The 16,959-nt window shown below is 68.6% G+C and carries 14 protein-coding genes; 9 read left to right on the top strand and 5 right to left on the bottom strand.

All coding sequences use genetic code 11. The features are described 5' to 3' along the window. Positions 1-588: SGNH/GDSL hydrolase family protein (locus tag ACFXN1_RS35750; protein WP_379463782.1), on the top strand; the 588-nt coding region annotated here is incomplete at its 5' end. A gap of 13 nt (positions 589-601) precedes the next feature. Here the strand turns inward: ACFXN1_RS35750 and ACFXN1_RS35745 are convergent. From ACFXN1_RS35745 to ACFXN1_RS35725, 5 genes are all read right to left on the bottom strand, one after another. Then, positions 602-1,570, bottom strand: a complete 969-nt coding sequence (locus ACFXN1_RS35745; protein WP_379400901.1) for an SDR family NAD(P)-dependent oxidoreductase — start codon at positions 1,568-1,570, stop codon at positions 602-604. 34 nt (positions 1,571-1,604) lie between these two features. Next, entirely contained in the window at positions 1,605-3,020 is a 1,416-nt protein-coding gene (locus ACFXN1_RS35740; protein WP_379436900.1) for a glycoside hydrolase family 27 protein, read from the bottom strand. 29 nt (positions 3,021-3,049) lie between these two features. Next, the gene (locus ACFXN1_RS35735) at positions 3,050-3,631 is read right to left on the bottom strand and encodes an LppP/LprE family lipoprotein (RefSeq protein WP_379400899.1); all 582 of its coding nucleotides are present in this window, start codon (positions 3,629-3,631) and stop codon (positions 3,050-3,052) included. A 139-nt stretch (positions 3,632-3,770) separates the two neighbouring features. Then, complete coding sequence (locus ACFXN1_RS35730) at positions 3,771-3,995, bottom strand: ferredoxin family protein (protein WP_379436899.1); 225 nt, start codon at positions 3,993-3,995, stop codon at positions 3,771-3,773. Between the two features lie 72 nt (positions 3,996-4,067). Next, positions 4,068-5,099, bottom strand: coding sequence for a LacI family DNA-binding transcriptional regulator (locus ACFXN1_RS35725; RefSeq protein ID WP_379436898.1), 1,032 nt, complete (start codon positions 5,097-5,099; stop codon positions 4,068-4,070). Between ACFXN1_RS35725 and ACFXN1_RS35720 the strand changes: the two genes are divergently transcribed. The 8 genes from ACFXN1_RS35720 to ACFXN1_RS35685 all read left to right on the top strand — a co-directional run bounded on the left by ACFXN1_RS35720 (position 5,038) and on the right by ACFXN1_RS35685 (position 16,941). Next, the gene (locus ACFXN1_RS35720; RefSeq protein ID WP_379436897.1) at positions 5,038-6,612 is read left to right on the top strand and encodes an MFS transporter; all 1,575 of its coding nucleotides are present in this window, start codon (positions 5,038-5,040) and stop codon (positions 6,610-6,612) included. The two genes, ACFXN1_RS35725 and ACFXN1_RS35720, sit on opposite strands and share 62 nt — an antisense overlap. 4 nt (positions 6,613-6,616) lie before the next feature. After that, complete coding sequence (locus ACFXN1_RS35715; RefSeq protein ID WP_379436896.1) at positions 6,617-8,302, top strand: hypothetical protein; 1,686 nt, start codon at positions 6,617-6,619, stop codon at positions 8,300-8,302. A gap of 71 nt (positions 8,303-8,373) precedes the next feature. Beyond that, entirely contained in the window at positions 8,374-8,856 is a 483-nt protein-coding gene (locus tag ACFXN1_RS35710; RefSeq protein ID WP_379400895.1) for an Lrp/AsnC family transcriptional regulator, read from the top strand. 213 nt (positions 8,857-9,069) lie between these two features. Then, complete coding sequence (locus tag ACFXN1_RS35705; protein WP_379436895.1) at positions 9,070-12,564, top strand: indolepyruvate ferredoxin oxidoreductase family protein; 3,495 nt, start codon at positions 9,070-9,072, stop codon at positions 12,562-12,564. 176 nt (positions 12,565-12,740) lie between these two features. Further along, positions 12,741-13,811: a Glu/Leu/Phe/Val dehydrogenase gene (locus ACFXN1_RS35700; protein ID WP_379436959.1), complete on the top strand. Its 1,071-nt coding sequence runs from the start codon at positions 12,741-12,743 to the stop codon at positions 13,809-13,811. A 34-nt stretch (positions 13,812-13,845) separates the two neighbouring features. Then, positions 13,846-15,354 carry an amino acid permease gene (locus ACFXN1_RS35695; protein WP_379400893.1) on the top strand — a complete coding sequence of 503 codons (1,509 nt, stop codon included), beginning with the start codon at positions 13,846-13,848 and terminating at the stop codon, positions 15,352-15,354. A gap of 110 nt (positions 15,355-15,464) precedes the next feature. Continuing rightward, positions 15,465-15,947, top strand: coding sequence for an adenosine-specific kinase (locus ACFXN1_RS35690; protein WP_379400892.1), 483 nt, complete (start codon positions 15,465-15,467; stop codon positions 15,945-15,947). 142 nt (positions 15,948-16,089) lie between these two features. Continuing rightward, positions 16,090-16,941, top strand: a complete 852-nt coding sequence (locus ACFXN1_RS35685) for a thioesterase family protein (protein ID WP_379400977.1) — start codon at positions 16,090-16,092, stop codon at positions 16,939-16,941. Positions 16,942-16,959: the final 18 nt, after the last annotated feature.

Raw genomic sequence — 16,959 nt, 5'->3', positions numbered from 1 at the left:
TTCGGGCCCCGCACCCAGGTGGTGGCGATCCAGCTGGGAGCCAACGACGAGTGGCCGCATGATTCGGCGACCACCGCCGATGCCCCCGCCCAATTGACCTGCGCGTTCAACATCTCTCAGGGTTGCGACGCCGACGCGGTGTCCCAGGGCCGATGGCCCGACCTCGACACGGTCAACGGACCGGCCTACGCCGACCGCATCCGCAAAGTCGTCGACTATGTGAAGTACTACGCGCCCAACGCCAAGATCGAACTGGTCGGCTATCCCGAACTGGCCCCGGCGAACTCGACCGCCTGGTGTCTCGACGTCCTGGGCGTCTTCCGCTACGTCCAGCCCCGAGCCACTGCCATCAACGAATTCTGGAACCGCCTGGACGACGCTGAACGCGATGCCGCCCAAGCCCTTTCCATCGACTTCGTCGACGCCCGGACCCCCACCGCCGGCCACGGCCTCTGCTCCCCCGACCCCTGGCTGCTCTCCGTCCTGGACCCCAAGGTGAATCTCGTCGGCCTCCCCTTCCACCCCACGCCCCGCGGCGACGCCGCGGTAGCCGCCGAGGTGCACAGCCGCATCACACAGACCCGTTGATCCGAAGTAGCCGCTATCCCGCGTAGGCGGTTTTGCCGCCGTCGATCACCATCTGGGCGGCGGTCATGTACGGGAAGTCGTCGGAGGCCAGGGCCAGGGCGAAGGCGGCTATCTCGTCGGGGGTGGCCATGCGGCGCAGGCCGGGGACGTGCTGTTTGCCGTAGACCTCGGTCATGGTCTTCCATACCTCGTCGGGGAGGTTCATCGCGCCTGCCGCACGCCGGACCAGTTCGGTGTCGGTGGTGCCGGGGATGAGGGTGTTGATGCGAATGTTCTTGTCCGCGTAGTCGTAGGCGGCCGCTTGGACCATGCCGACCAGCCCGCGTTTGGCGGCGGTGTAGGCGGCCCGGCCCTCGGTGGTGGCGATGGCGTTGGACGAGGAGGTGACGACCACGACCCCGCCGCCGCGGGCGATCAGGTGCGGGATCTCGTATTTCAAGGCCAGGAAGTTGCCGCGCAGGTCGGTGTTGACGACATCGTCCCATTCGGCGGAGCTGTACTCGTGCAAGGCTTTCTGCAGCGTGATGCCCGCATTGTTGAAGCAGACGTCGAGCCCGCCGTACTTGTCGGCGACCGCGTCCACGAACTGGCGCACATCGGATTCCACCCGGACATCGGCCCGGATGTAGGTGGCTTCCCCGCCCGCGGCCCGGATCTGCTGTTCGACCTGGCGGCCGAGTTGTTCTCTGCGGCCGCAGAATCCGACGTGCCCGCCCTCGGCGGCGAACATCAGGGCGGCCGAGCGGCCGATCCCGGAGGTGGCGCCGGTGATCAGTACTACCTTCCGGTCGAAACGCCGTGCGCCGGAAGGCTTTACCACGGGGGTCGGCGCTCCGCCCTGGACGAGGGCGATGCCGCCGGCCGCGCCCGCCGCCGCGGTGAGGGTCGCGGCGACTCCGGTGGTGGTGAGGAGCCGTCGCCTGCTGACCCCCGAGGCGGGGCCGGGTTCGGCGGCGGATTCGGGCTCAGTGCTGGCATCCATAATGGATAGCGTAACTATCGGATAGTTCTACTGTCTACTCTCCGGATGGAGTTGCCGCACAGCCGGAACCGACCTCGAACATGGCCACACCGTGCGCCGGAATATCGGCGGCGCTCAGTGCACCGGTGGTCGTGGTGTCGGTGTGCGTCCACAGATTGCGCACCGAGTAACACTCGGCCTGCCGCAATCCGGTTGCGGCCAGCCCGGTTTCGATGGTCGCCGCTCGATCGCCGGGATTGAACACGGCCACCGCCACCGCGCCGCCGGCGAGCGGCTTGACCAGAATCCGCCCGTCCCCCGGCAGCGGCGTCGCCTGCGCCACCCGCGAATCCTGGTCCACGGCAATGACATCGGCATTGGTCAGCAGGGCGCGGGTCTGCTCGGACATCGCGCGCACATCGTTTCCGGCGATCAGCGGCGCCGCGAGCATGGCCCACAGCGAGAAGTGCGCGCGCTGCTCCTCGGGATCGAGGCTGAACTGCGGATCACGCAGGCGGCCGACCACCTCGGGCGACAGATCGAACGACGTCTCGAGTTCCAGAATCTGGCGGGTCGTCAACGGCCCGGCCAGAACGTCGGCGGGATAGCCCGCCAGATGCGCGCCGATGAACTCGGTCAGCGGCAGCCCGACCACCATCATGTCGGGATCGTTCCAGTAGCCCGGGCGGGTGCGGGTGGCCAGCGGTTCGGCGGCCCCCAGCTCGTCGGTGACACCGATCAGGCCGCGCCCGGATCGGGTGGCCAGGTGCTGATCCGGCGACCCGTTGTGCCACAGCGGAATCAGATCCGCGGTATTGCGGGTCATATCCGAGATGGTCGACCAGTCGTAGTCCCCGCCCGCGTGCAGGTTGCCGGAACTGTTCGGGTTGATGCTGTAGACGATCCGCCGCCCGCTGGCGCGCAGGGCATCCCGCATGGCGGTGAAGGCGGGCACCTGCTCGGCGAGGTCGGTGTCGGCCCGGCACCAGTCGTATTTGAGGAAGTCGACGCCCCAGTCCGCGAAGGCCCGCGCATCGGCGGTCTCGTGCCCGCGACCGGCATTCTCGGGCGTCTGCCCACAGGTCTCGTTGTAGGGGCTCGAGTACAGGCCCAGATACATGCCGCGCGCGTGCGCGTAGTCGGCGAGCGCGGCCATGCCGTGCGGGAACCGCCGCGGATCGGCCCGCAGGTTCCCGGCGGCGTCGCGTTTCGGGGCAGCCCATCCGGCATCCAGATTCACGTAGCGGTATCCGGCGTCGCGCATGCCGGAGCCGACCATGGTGTCGATGACCTCGTGGATGTTCTGCTCGGTCAGCGGAATTCCGGAATTCCACGAATTCCAGCCCATGGGCGGGGTGAGCCGACCGCCGACCGCTGCGATCGGGGCGGGACGCGGCGGCGCGGCCGCGGTGTCGGCGGTCAGCAGGGCGGTGGCGACGACCAGCGCGAACGACAGGATTCCAACTCGCACGCGGGACGTCTCCTCGGATGGCGGAAGGTTCAATTGTGCGGCGGGAGCTGGCCGTCGGCCTTCACAGTAGTGCCGGTGAGAGTAAAGGTGACCACGCTGGGTCCGCCCTGGGGGCAGCACATGGGGTCGTTGCCGTTGAGCCAGTGGTAGGTGAGCGACAGCGAGGTGCGGGTCTTGCCGGTCACCATCGTGTACATGTACGGGTTGGGGGTGGCCGTCCCCAGATACGTGCCGTTGGTGAAGAACAGAACGTGGGTGTACGGGTGGTTGGTGTCGGAATTCACCGTCATCCAGGACAGCACCCCGGCACAACCCGCGGAGATCTGATCATCGGCGGCCTGACCCGTCTTCCACCCGCCGACCGGCGGCGGCGACAGCCGCGCGATGGCCTCCCGGGCCAGGTCGGAATTGATGTCGAGGCAGAGCCCGTGGCCGCTGCCCGCCGGGGCGTCGGACTGCTGGGCGGCGACGGGAGCCGAGGTGGGGGCCGTGGAACTGGGGCCCGTCGAAGTGGTGGTCCCACAGCCGGTGGCCACCGCCGCGAGGGCAGCGCCCATCGCGAGAATCGCCACTGACCTGGTCTTGATGGCATCCCGCCGTGCACCTGTCACCTCTAGATCATCGGGGTGCCGCGAACTCGCGTTAGCGGCAGGGTCCCGATACGGGGGTCGCCGGCATGCCGTCGGCGGGTACCGCGTTCTGCCACAAGCGATTCGCCGGACTGCCCCCAGCCCTACCTCTGATACGCCGCTACGAACGGCGTGTCGACGCCCGCCGTGCCGAATCGGAAGGCGCCGCCGGCGCTCCGAGCGCCTCGGTGCGGCCGGGCAGTGGCTCGTCGAAGAACCGCCGATCCTCGGCGATGAACTCCTCCTGCCCGTCCGGCATATCGTCCTGGTAGTAGCTGGCCTCGACCGGGCAGGCCGGTTCGCAGGCGCCGCAGTCGGTGCATTCGTCGGGGTTGATGTAGGCCATCCGGTCGCCGATGCAGACCGATCCGATCCGGGTCAGCGGCGACTGCCGGCCGAGCCGGGGTGGCGGCGCGGTCTAGGTGGTCCGGGGTGGTGGGGCGGTTGAGGATCGGATCTCGAGGTGGACCGGGACGACGATGTTGGGCTGGTCGATCGGGCGGGAGTGGAGGGCGTCGATCAGGAGGGTGGCGGCGCGGCAGCCGATGGCGTGGCGGTCGACGGCCAGGGTGGTCAGGGCCGGAGACAGGGAGGGGGAGGTGGGGAGGTCGTCGTGGCCGATGACCGAAACGTCCTCGGGTACACGGAGTCCGCAGTCGGCGGCGGACAGGTAGACGGTGTGGGCGATGTAGTCGCTGTTGGTGATGAACGCGGTGGGCCGCTCGTCCGGGTGCGCCCGCAGGGCCGCGGTGACGGCGGCGCGGGCCGCGTCGGCGGAGAGTTCGGTGGTCACCGGGAGGGCGGTGAAGCCGAGTTCGGCGCCGAGCCGCCGGAAGCGTTCCAGCCGTTCGGGATCCGGGGACTTCTCCGGTGGCGCCACCACCATGGCCAGCCGCCGGTGTCCCAGGCCGAGCAGATGCCGCACCGCGAGATCGACCGAGGTCTCCTGGTCCGAGCGCACGCTCATGGTGAGCCCGGGATGCTCGCGGTCGGCGGTGTCGAGCAGCACCACCGGCCGCCGGGTGACCGAATGCCATTCCCGCGCATGCGGACTCGTGCCGATGGGTGCGATGGCCAGCCCGTCCACGGCCCGATGCTGGAAAGCGTCGAGCAGCTGACGCTCCCGGCCGGCGTCGTAGCGCGAGGAGCCGACCATGACGTCGTAGCCCGCGGCGGAACAGGTTTCGTCGAAGCCGTCGATCACATCCAGGAAGTGCGGGTTGCGCAGGTTGCGGATGAGCAGTCCCAGTACCCGGGTGCGCCGGGTGCGCAGGGCGACCGCGGAGGCATTGGGCCGGTAGCCGAGTTCGGTGGCGCGTTGGAGAATGCGCTCTCGCAGCTGGTCGCTGACGCCGGGCCGTCCGGCGAGTGCCAGGCTGACCGCCGAAATGGAGACTCCGAGCGATATCGCCACATCGCGCTGCGTGATCGGTTCGCTCCCGGCTACCACGGAGAGAAACACTAGCGAACGGAGGCTGAACTCGGATGACCGCACTCTGAACTCTCGACAACGTCCGGGGCGAGTGCTCGCTTCGACGCCTCTACCTTTGCTAAAACGATTGAGCAATTCGATCTCCCCAGGAAGGACCATCGTGTCCAGCGATGCCTTTTCAGTCCTCGACTCCACCGAGCTGACCACCTTCCACCGCAAGGTGACCGTGCTCTCGGCCGCCGGCATGTTCCTCGACGGCTTCGACATCACGGTGATCGCGGTCGCACTGCCGACCGTCACCAAGCAGTGGCACCTGTCCACCTTCATGGCCGGTGCGCTGTCCGCGGCCGCGGTGGTCGGAATGTTCGTGGGCGCGTTGGTCTTCGGCCGCCTCACCGACCGGCTGGGCCGCAAGAAGATGTACCTGGTGAACCTCATCGGGTTCGTCTTCTTCGCCCTGGTCGCCGCGCTGGCCCAGGACGCCTGGCAGCTGCTGGTCTGCCGCTTCCTGCTGGGCCTGGCCCTGGGCGCGGACTACACCATCTCCACCTCGCTGCTCGCGGAATACGCACCCGCCCAACGCCGCGGCAGCCTCATGTGCCGCCTCGGCGCCACCTGGTTCGTGGGCGCGGCGACCACCTACGCCTTCGCGCTGGCCCTGCTCCCGCTCGGCGACGCCATGTGGCGCGTCATGCTGGTCCTGGGTGCGGTATTCGCGCTGATCGTGCTGTGGATGCGGCGCAGCATCCCGGAATCCCCGCGCTGGCTGGCCGCCCAGGGCCGCGGCGAGGAGGCGAACGCCGTGCTCACCGGACTGGGCGACGCCACCGCACGGCTGTCCGGACCCGCTGCGCCGCAGCATGATTCACCGTGGCGCACGCTGCTGACCATGCCGCTGCTGCGCTACACGTTCTTCTGCTGCGGGTTCTGGTTCATGTACACGCTGTCGTACTACGGCATCACGCTGTATACGCCGACCATCCTCAAGCAGGTCACGACCAGTACGACCGGCACCTATACGGGTTCGCTGATCATCGCCCTGGTCGGCGTCGGGGGCGCGTTCACCGGTGTCGCCCTGGTGGACCGGGTGGGCCGCCGTCCGCTGCTGATCGTCGGCTTCATCGGCATGTTCCTCGCCCTGACGGCGCTGGCGCTGTGGCAGAACCCGGGACTGACCGGCCTGGTGGTGCTGCTCGGCGCGGCAGTGCTGTTCGCCAACTCCGGCCCGGGCATCATGAACCTGGTCTATCCGAGCGAGGTCTTCCCGACAGCCGTGCGCGCCACCGCCAATGGCCTGGGCACCTCGGTGTCGCGGATCGGCGCGATCATCGGCACCCTGTGGCTGCCCACCCTGATCAAGTCGTGGGGCCTGCACCACGTGCTCTGGCTGTTCGTGGGCGCGAGTGTCATCGGCCTGGCCATCGCGGCCACGCTGGCCCCGGAGACCAAGGGTCGCACGCTGGAAGAGCTCTCGGCGGAGATCTCCGGCCGCGCGCAATACGGTTCGGCTGCACCGGAATCCGTGGGATGAACCGGTGACCTTTCCCGATCACACGATCCGGCCGGGCGCGGCACTCGACGCGGATGGCCGGTATCGGGGCCTGGAACGCGGTCCGGCCGAACCGCGGTCGGCCCGTACCGAACTCGCCCCCGGCACCACCCTCGACCCGGGTGCGACCGTGGCGCGATTCGTCCAGCTGACCGACTTCCAGATCGCCGATCCCGTCTCCCCAGGCCGTCTCACCTTTCTGCACGGATTGGCGGGCCGGCCCGGGTGGGAGTTCATGTTCCCGGCCTACCGCCCGCAGGAACCGGTGGCACTGCAGGCCTTCGAGGCCACCATTCGCACACTGCGCGAACTCGGAACGGACACCATCGATTTCGTCGTCACCACCGGCGACAATATCGACAGCGCGCAATCCAACGAGCTGTCGGCCCTGTTCGCGCTGCTGGACGGCGACACCGTACTCGACCCGAACTTCGGTGCGACCGAGACCAGAACGCTGCCCGCGTACGCCGTCTCGGCCGAGTTCTACAACCCGGAACCGGAATCCCGCGACGTCTACAAGCGCGAGCACGGATTCCCCGACGTCCCGGGCCTGCTGGCGGCCGCCGCCCGCCCCTTCCGCACCCGCGGCCTGGGCGTGCCCTGGCTGGCCTGCTTCGGCAACCACGACTGCCTGGTCCAGGGCCGCGCGCCCGTCACCCCGGAGTACCAGGCGCTGGTCACCGGCGACAGTGCGCCCACGGCGCTGGGCATCGACCCGCCCGCCGATCCGATGCGGCGGTACCTGCCCGATCCGACCGTGCTCTCGCAGGGTCCGGCCGTCCCCATCGCCGCCCGGGCCGACCGCCGGGTCATCAGCCCGGCCGAATACGTGCGCGCCCATCTGGACAGCCCCACCGAGCCGCGCGGCCACGGCTTCACCGAGCAGAACCTGATCGAGGGCACCACCTACTACAGCTACGACACGGTCCCCGGCGTGCGGATGATCGTGCTGGACTCCACCCACCCCGCCGGGCACGTCACCGGCAGTATCGGTGCACGCCAATGGGATTGGCTGGTCGATCAGCTGATCGCGGCGCACTCGTCGTATCGCGGCGAGGACGGCGCAATCGTCCGGACCGGGAACCGGGACCGCGCCGTGATCATCGCCTCCCACCACGGTCTGGGCATGCTGACCAACACGGCACCCGACCCGGACGGCGAAACCCGCTACCTCGCCGCCGATCTGGAGGCGCTGCTGCACCGCTTCGGCAATGTGGTGCTGTGGATCGCCGGGCACGAGCACCGCAACGAGGTGACCCCGCGCCACCGTCCCGATCCGCAGAAGGACCCCGCGGGCGGATTCTGGCACGTACTCACCTCCGGCCTGTGCGAATGGCCCTGCCAGACCCGCCTGCTGGAACTGGTCCTCCCCCAGCAGGATTCGAATCACCTGATCATCCGCTCCACCATGATCGATCACTCCGCCCCCGAACGCCCCGGCCCGGCCCTGGAGCTGCTCGACCTCGCGTCCCTGCATCGCGAGCTGTCGTTCAACGAGCCCACCCGGGTCGGCGGACCGCACTCCGGGGGCACCCCGGCCGATCGCACCGTGGACCTGATCGTCCCCGTATCCCCCGCGCTGCTCGCCTCCCTGCGCGGTGTAATCGCGAGTAGCGAAAGGCCCTCGACGGGCGATCACGACGGGAATGCCGTGGTCCTGGGCCTGAGCTGAGCCACGGCCGGCGGGCCGGAGCGACTTTTCCGGCCCGCCGGCCCCGGCCTGCGGCTGTGCGACAATGCGGCATGAGCATCAAGATCGACGGCCTCGATTCCGCGCTGCTCGCGGAGTTGGCGGCCGATCCGCGGGTGCCGATTCTGGAGTTGGCGCAGCGGCTGGGGATCGCGCGCAACACCGTGCAGGCGCGGATGAAGCGGCTCGAGGCGTCCGGCGCGGTGCGGGGGTATCCGCCGGACGTGGATCTGCAGGCCATCGGGTTCGCGGTGCACGCGTTCCTGGGCATCGAGCTGAACCAGAACAAGATGAACGACATCGTCGAGGCATTGCGGGAGTTCCCGAACGTGCTCGAGGTGCACGCGACGACCGGGCGCGGAGATCTGCTGGTGCGTATCGCGGCCCGGTCCCAGCCGGATCTACTGTCCATCATCCAGCGCGTGCACGCGATCCCCGGTGTGAAGCACACCGAAACAATGCTGGCCCTCGCGACTCCGGTCGAGTACCGGTCGCTGCCGCTCGTCGAGCATCTGACGAGCCAGCCCCCCGAATGACGAACCGGGGGACTCGAGCGGACTTCCACGTGAACGCTCGAGCAAAATGCTACGTACGTCACAGTGTTCCAGATCACTTTTGAGCAGTCTGATCAACTTTTCGCGCATCTGTTGACACGGATCACACACCACGGCAGATTTCGCTGCACCGATCGCTTTGGTCCCTTGGTTTGCAGCTCACGATCTGGGCTGTGGAGAGTGTGGTGACTGTTCATGACCGACGTTGCCTGCGTGCCTGTTCGACAGGCCGAACCGGCTACGCCCTACGACCTCGCCGACCGCTACCGGTCCGGCGCAGGCCCGGTCCTTCTCACCGGTGTGCAGGCCATCGCCCGCCTGCTGGTGGAACAGCATGTCCGCGATATGCGCGCCGGCCACCGGGTCGCGACCTTCGTGTCCGGGTATCAGGGCAGCCCGCTGGGCGGGGTCGACAAGATGCTGCTGGGCATGCCGAATGTGCTGTCCGAACACGACATCGCCTTCGTGCCGGGCTTCAACGAGGAGCTCGCCGCCACCTCGGTGTGGGGTAGCCAGGCGGATCTGCCCGCCGGGACGGCGACCCACGACGGCGTCGTCGGTGTGTGGTACGGCAAGGGGCCCGGCGTCGACCGGGCCACCGACGCCATCCGGCACGCCAATATGTACGGGGTGAATCCGCGCGGGGGCGTGCTGCTGCTGGTGGGTGACGATCCGGCCTCGAAGTCCTCGACCGTGCCCGCGGTGAGCGAGCGGTCGCTGGCGGCCATGGGTGTGCCGGTGCTGTTCCCGCGCAATGCCCGCGAGATCATCACCATGGGCATGCAGGGGGTGGCACTGTCGCGGGCCTCGGGCTGCATCGTGGCCCTGAAGATCGTGGCGGATGTCGCCGACGGCGCGTGGACGGTGGATTCCTCGGTCGCTGAGCTCCCCATCGACGTACCCGAAGTGCAGTGGGAGGGAAAGACTTTCGCCTACCGACAGCGGCCGATGGCGGCGCCCGCGGACAGTGTGCTGGCCGAGGCCGACCTGTACGGGCCACGCTGGGCCACCGTGCGCGCCTTCGGGACGGCCAATGATCTCGATGTCATCGAGGTGGATCCGGCGCACGCGCGGATCGGCATCGCGGCCACCGGCACCACCTTCGACGCGGTGCGTCAGGCGCTGGTCGATCTGGGTGTGGACGAGGAGGCCATGCACCGCGCGGGCATTCGCCTGCTGCGCATCGGCATGCCATATCCGGTTGGGGCACAGCGGGTCACCGAGTTCGCCCGGGGTCTGGAGCAGGTGATCGTGGTCGAGGACAAGACCGCCTTCATCGAGACCCAGATCCGCGAAATCCTGTACGGCACCGTCGATGCCCCGCAGATACTCGGCAAGCTGGATGGAAACAGCCTGCCGCTCATGCCGTTCGACGGCGAGCTCACCGCGGGACGGCTGCTGGCCCCGCTGCGGCGGGTGCTGCGCGAGCGGGTCGAGCTGAAGAAGGCTCCGCCGCCGGCGCTTTCGCTGGAGGTGCTGTCCGCCAAGCGCACCCCGTACTTCTGCAGCGGCTGCCCGCACAACCGCTCCACCGCCCTGCCCGAGGGCTCGATCGGCGGTGGCGGCATCGGCTGCCACACCCTGGTCACCCTGTCCGGGCGCAGCGACAGCGCGGTCACCGGCCTGACCCAGATGGGCGGTGAGGGCAGCCAGTGGATCGGGCAGGCGCCGTTCACCGATGTGCCGCACCTGTTCCAGAACATCGGCGACGGGACCTTCTTCCACTCCGGGCAGCTGGCCATCCAGGCGTGCGTGGCGGCGGGGGTGAACATCACCTACAAGCTGCTCTACAACGAGGTCGTCGCCATGACCGGCGCGCAGGATGTGGAGGGCGGGCTGACAGTCGCGAAGCTGACCCACAAGCTGACCGTCGAGGGTGTGAAGCAGATCGTCATCTGCGCCGACGATCCCAAGCGGCACAACAGGAAGGCGCTGGCCAAGGGCACGCTGCTGTGGCATCGCGACCGGCTCGACGAGGCGCAGAAGATGCTGCGCGAGATCGAGGGCGTCACCGTCCTGATCTACGACCAGCACTGCGCCGCCGACGCCCGCCGCCAGCGCAAGCGCGGCACGCTGCCGGTGCGCAATACCCGCGTGGTGATCAACGAGGCGGTGTGCGAGGGCTGCGGCGACTGCGGCACCAAGTCGAACTGCCTGTCGGTGCAGCCGGTGGAGACCGAGTTCGGGCGCAAGACGCGCATCGACCAGACCTCCTGCAATACCGACTACAGCTGCCTGGACGGCGACTGCCCGTCGTTCGTGACGGTGGAGTTGAACCCGGATGCCAAGGGTCGCAAGGGTTCCAAGTCGGCCGCTCCGAAGCGCCGGAAGGCGGCCGAGCCGCCCGTGGTGGCCGATCCGGGACTCGGCGCGCCGTTGGGCACGCAGAACGTGCTCATCGCGGGCATCGGCGGCACCGGCATCGTGACGGTGAACCAGGTGCTGGCCACCGCCGCGCTGCGAGCCGGGTACGCGGTCGAGAGCCTGGACCAGATCGGGCTCAGCCAGAAGGCCGGGCCGGTGCTGTCCCACCTGCGGTTCTCCACAACGGAATTGGAGCCGTCCAACCGGCTCACCCCGGGCAGCGCGGACTGCATCATGGCCATCGATCTGCTGACCGCCGCTGATCCCAAGAACCTGCAGTACGGCAATCCGGCTGCGACGGTCGTGGTCGCCTCGACCAGCCGGACCCCGACCGGTGACATGGTCTACGACAAGTCGGTCACCTACCCGGAGACCGGGCCGCTGTTGGATCGGCTTGCGGCGGTGTCGGATTCGCAGTTCGGCTTCGATGCCCTGGCGGCCGCACAGCGGCTGTTCGGGAATACCGCCGCCGCCAACTTCCTGATGGTCGGCGCGGCCTTCCAGACCGGCGGCCTGCGGCTGCCCGCCGCGGCGATCGAAGAGGCGATCACCATCAACGGGGTCGCGGTATCGGCCAATATCGCGGCATTCCGCTGGGGTCGCGTGGCCATCGCGGATCCGGCCGCCTTCGCGGCTGCCACGGATTCGGCGGCGGCACAGCGCACTCCGCATATCGCCCCCGCCGAGCTGCTGGCGGGCACCAGCTTCGAGGGCGAGGTCAGGCGACTGGTGGAGCTGCGGGCCGCCGAGCTGATCGGCTACCAGAACGCCAAGGTCGCCCGCCGCTACATCGACACCGTCCAGGCGGCCTGGAACGCCGAACGCGCGGTCACCGAGCGCACCGAATTCAGCGAGGCCGTGGCACGCGGGCTGTACAAGTTCACCGCTTACAAGGACGAGTACGAGGTGGCCCGGCTGCTGGTCGACCCGGCCTTCCTCGACGAGGTGCGGGCCCAGGTCCCCGGCGGCGAGAACCTCACCTACAAGCTGCATCCCCCGGTGCTCCGCGCCCTCGGCCGCAAGAAGAAGATCGGCCTCACCCCCAAATCCCATGTGGCCCTGAAGCTGCTCGCCAAGGGCAAGTCCCTGCGCGGCACCAAGCTCGACCCCTTCGGCTACGCCCATGTCCGAAAGGTGGAGCGGGAGTTGCTGTCCCACTACACCGGCATGGTCCACCGCCTCGCGGCCGATCTCACCACCGACCGCTACGCCACCGCCACCGAGGCGGCGGCCCTGCCCGACCTGGTCCGCGGCTACGAGGACGTGAAGCTCGGCAATGTCGAGCTCTACCGCGCCCGCCTCCGCGAGCTCGGCCTCGACGGCTGACCCGGGCCGCTCACCCTTCCCAATTCCATACCCGACGCAGTACGGCGGCATCGTTCCCGCCGCCGTGCCGCGGTGACCTGTGCCCGGAATCCGGGCACGACACCCGGCCGCCCACCACGCGGCCACCACCCAGCCGCCACAAGCGGCGTCCACGAAAGGAATCGATTGTGACCGCAATGCACACCGACGCAGGTGTTTTCGGCCGCTCGCACGAGTTGAGCGCCCGGCGCCACGAGCAGGTGGTGTTCTGCGAGGACGACAAGAGCGGACTCAAGGCGATCATCGCGATTCACTCGACCACGCTGGGCCCGGCGCTCGGCGGCACCCGGATGTACCCCTACGCCTCGGAGGCGGCAGCGCTGGACGATGTGCTGCGACTGTCGTGGGGCATGACCTACAAGGCGGCGGCCGCCGGCCTGAACCTGGGCGGCGGCAAGGCCGTCATCATCGGCGATCCGGCCCTCGACAAGAGCGAGAAGCTGTTCGCGGCCTACGCGCGGTTCGTCGAATCCCTCGGCGGGCGCTACATCACCGCGGGCGATGTGGGCACCAACACCGATGACCTGGACGCCATCGGCCGCTACACCAGCCATGTCACCGGTCGCAGCACCGCGGCGGGCGGTTCCGGCGACAGCGCCCGGCTCACCGCGCTGGGCGTGTTCAACGCCATGCGCGCCGGCGCCGAATCCGTGTGGGGCGCACCCACGCTGGCGGGCCGCACGGTCGGCGTCGAGGGTGTCGGCAAGGTCGGCCGCGAACTCATCCAGCTGCTGCTCGCCGACGGCGCGGAGGTCTGCGCGACCGACGTGAACGAGGCGGCACTGGAACGCATTTCGAAGGACAATCCGTCGGTTCGACTGTTGAGCAACGTATCCACCGCTCCGGTCGACGTCTACGCCCCCTGCGCCCTCGGCGGCACGCTCACCGCGTCCAGCGCCGAGGCCATCGAGGCGAAACTCGTCTGCGGCGCCGCCAACAACCAGTTGGCCACGCCCGCAGTGGAATACGCCCTGAACGAGCGAGGCATCACCTGGGTCCCGGATTTCGTGGCCAATGGCGGTGGGCTCGTTCAGGTGGCCGGCGAGCTGCGTCAGGCAGCGCCGGCCGAGGTCGAAGATGCGGTGAGGGGCATCTTCGACCGCTGCCGCGACATCATCGCGGAATCCAAGGCCGAGGGAATCGGCACCGGAGCGGCGGCCAACAGGTTCGCGGAGCGGCGTCTCGACGCCATCCCGCGGGCCCTCTGATCGCCGCACCGTAGTTTCAGAGAGGAGACGACAAGTGGCGTTCGCGAGCGGAGTGTTCCGCACCAAATCGGTCGAGCAGTCGATCCGGGATACCGATGAGCCGGATTCCAAGCTACGCAAGGATCTGACGGCGAGGGATCTCACCATCTTCGGTGTCGCGGTGGTCATCGGGGCGGGCATTTTCACGCTCACCGCCCGGACCGCAGGCACGGTCGCGGGACCCTCGGTCTCGCTGGCCTTCGTGTTCGCGGCCATCGCCTGCGGGCTGACGGCGTTGTGCTACGCCGAATTCGCCTCGACCGTGCCGGTGGCGGGCAGTGCGTACACGTTCGCGTACGCCACTTTCGGCGAGATCATCGCCTGGATCATCGGGTGGGACCTCATTCTCGAGTTCGCCCTTGCCGTTTCGGTGGTCGCCAAGGGGTGGTCGCAGTATCTCGGCGAGGTGCTCGGCGGCCTGGTGAATCCGGTCGCGCACGTCGGATCCATCTCGTTCGACTGGGGCGCGGTGGTCATCATCGCCATCGTCGGCGTGCTGCTGGCCACCGGCACCAAACTGTCCTCGCGGGTCTCGGCCGTCGCGGTGGCCATCAAGCTGGCCGTGATCGCACTCGTGCTGGTGGTCGGCGCCACCTACTTCAAGGCGTCCAACCTCAGCCCCTACATCCCGCCGTCGCAGCCCTCCGCGCAGGCCGGTGGCGTGCACCAGTCGCTGTTCTCCTTCCTGACCGGTTCCGGCGGAACGAGTTTCGGCTGGTACGGCCTGCTGGCCGCGGCCTCGCTGGTGTTCTTCGCCTTCGTCGGCTTCGACGTGGTCGCCACCACCGCCGAGGAGACCCGCAACCCGCAGCGTGATGTCCCGCGCGGCATCTTCGGCTCGCTGGCCATCGTGACGGTGCTCTACGTCGCCGTCTCGCTGATCCTCACCGGCATGGTCCCCTACACCGAGCTCGCGAGCGGAAACGCCACCCTGGCAACCGCTTTCGCCCTGCACGGTGCGACCTGGGTGAAGAACATCATCTCCATCGGCGCGCTCGCGGGCCTCTCCACGGTCGTCATGGTCATGTTCCTCGGCCAGACCCGCGTCCTGTTCGCCATGGCCCGCGACGGCCTGCTCCCCCGCAGCCTCGCCCACACCGGCAAGCACGGCACCCCCGTCCGCCTGACCGTCATCGTCGGCGTCGCCTGCGCCCTCCTGGCCGGTTTCGTCGACTTCGGAACCCTCGAGGAAATGGTCAATATCGGCACCCTCGTGGCCTTCGTCCTCGTCTCCCTCGGCGTCCCCATCCTCCGCCGCACCCGCCCCGACCTGAAGCGCGGCTTCCGAGTCCCGCTCGTCCCGGTCATCCCCATCCTCGCCGCCCTGGCCTGTCTCTGGCTGATGCTGAACCTCTCCATCGAAACCTGGCTCCGCTTCGTCATCTGGATGGTCCTCGGCATCGTCATCTACTTCACCTACAGCCGCCGCCACTCGATTCTCGGCAAGCAGCAGGCCCCCGCCGCCGAATCCATCCCAGCCCCCGAACCCGACCCCGTGTCCTGACCCAGCCCCGACAAGATCAGGGAGCTGTCACCGTGGGAATTCGCCCGAATTCCCGCCCCGACAGCTCCCTGATCTTGTTCCCCGGCCGCCTGACGAGGGACGATAGCCCGATGGAACTGACAGCGGTGCCCATCGAGAATCCCGATGAGCTCAATGTCATCATCGGGCAATCCCACTTCATCAAGACCGTCGAGGACATGCACGAAGCCCTCGTCGGCACCGGCCCGCAACTCCGCTTCGGGCTGGCCTTCTGCGAAGCCTCCGGCCCCCGCCTGATCCGCTGGTCCGGAAACGACAACGACCTCGTCGACCTCGCCACCAAGAACGCAACAGCCCTGGCCGCCGGCCATTCCTTCATCGTCTTCCTCCGCGACGGCTACCCCGTGAACGTCCTCAACGCGATCCGCCATATCCCCGAGCTCTGCACCATCTTCTGCGCCACCGCCAACCCCGTCGAGGTCCTCATCGCCGAAACCTCCCTCGGCCGCGGCATCATCGGCGTCGTCGACGGTGCACCGCCCCTCGGAATCGAAACCGAGACCGACCGCACCGACCGCCACCACCTCCTCCGCGCCATCGGCTACAAACTCTGAGCCCACCACCTCGGGGAAGTCGACCGCCGCTCTCGCATTCCAGCAGCGCTCGCGCTGCGTTCATTGCGGAGTGGAATCGGGCGTTTGTCGTACAGCGTCTAGTGGGTTGGACGTGGGCTGATACGTTGGCTGGGTGACCCAGATGCATGACGTGACAGCGGTGGAGCGGGCGGACTTGGAGGAGGCGGGGACCAAGGCTTATTACGTCGCGCAGGGGGTGGGGGATGAGGGGTTCGAGCGGTTTGGGGCTACCGGGTCGACGGTGAGTGTGTGGGCGGCTTCCATGCAGCACGGGGCGCCGCCTTCGGCGCTGCTGGCTCGGGCGGTGGAGCGGTGTGTGCCTCGGGAGGGGGCGCGGGTTGCCCGGTTGACGATGGAGATTTTGGGGCCGGTGCCGGTGGGGGAGGTCGAGGTGCGGGCGTGGGTGGAGCGGCCGGGGAGGCGGGTCGAGTTGGTGGGGGCGGAGTTGGTGGCGACGCAGGCGGATGGGAGCCGGCGGGCGGTGGCGAAGGCTTCGGCATGGCGGATTGCCACGTCGGACAGTTCGTCGGTGGTGCATACGGCCGACGCGCCGCTGCCGACGGTGCCGGAGGCGTCCGAGATCGGGTGGGGCGTGCCGGACGGGTGGGATGTCGGGTATGTGAAGTCGGTGGACATCCGGGCGGTGGAGAGTGACGACATCACCCGGCGGGTGTGGGTGCGGCCCCTCGTCGAGGTGGTCGAAGGGGAGGAGATCTCACCGCTGGTGCGGGTGTTCTCGGTGGCGGATGTGGCCAATGGGATTGGGGCGCAGCTGGATCCGTATCAGTGGACGTTCCTGAACACCGACCTGACGATCGACCTGTTCCGGCTGCCGGAGGGCGAGTGGATCGGGCTCGCGGTGCAGACGTCGATCGGGCCGGACGGGGTCGGGATGTGCTCGACCGTGCTGCACGACGAGCGCGGGCCGATCGGGCGCTGCCTGCAGATTCTCGAGGTGCGCGCCCGGGCCTGACCCGGCGATAAGGAAACC

Origin of the sequence: Nocardia sp. NPDC059154 (genome assembly GCF_042755705.1) — a bacterium.
Taxonomy (GTDB): domain Bacteria; phylum Actinomycetota; class Actinomycetes; order Mycobacteriales; family Mycobacteriaceae; genus Nocardia.
This window is presented reverse-complemented; position numbering and strand designations above follow the sequence as displayed.

Excerpts from the sequence above, each read along its gene's own strand:
- ACFXN1_RS35745 (WP_379400901.1), bottom strand. The coding sequence starts at position 1,570 with ATGGATGCCAGCACTGAGCCCGAATCCGCCGCCGAACCCGGCCCCGCC.
- ACFXN1_RS35730 (WP_379436899.1), bottom strand. The coding sequence starts at position 3,995 with ATGGCCTACATCAACCCCGACGAATGCACCGACTGCGGCGCCTGCGAA.
- ACFXN1_RS35720 (WP_379436897.1), top strand. The coding sequence starts at position 5,038 with ATGGAGACTCCGAGCGATATCGCCACATCGCGCTGCGTGATCGGTTCG.
- ACFXN1_RS35710 (WP_379400895.1), top strand. The coding sequence starts at position 8,374 with ATGAGCATCAAGATCGACGGCCTCGATTCCGCGCTGCTCGCGGAGTTG.
- ACFXN1_RS35705 (WP_379436895.1), top strand. The coding sequence starts at position 9,070 with ATGACCGACGTTGCCTGCGTGCCTGTTCGACAGGCCGAACCGGCTACG.
- ACFXN1_RS35700 (WP_379436959.1), top strand. The coding sequence starts at position 12,741 with ATGCACACCGACGCAGGTGTTTTCGGCCGCTCGCACGAGTTGAGCGCC.
- ACFXN1_RS35690 (WP_379400892.1), top strand. The coding sequence starts at position 15,465 with ATGGAACTGACAGCGGTGCCCATCGAGAATCCCGATGAGCTCAATGTC.
- ACFXN1_RS35685 (WP_379400977.1), top strand. The coding sequence starts at position 16,090 with ATGCATGACGTGACAGCGGTGGAGCGGGCGGACTTGGAGGAGGCGGGG.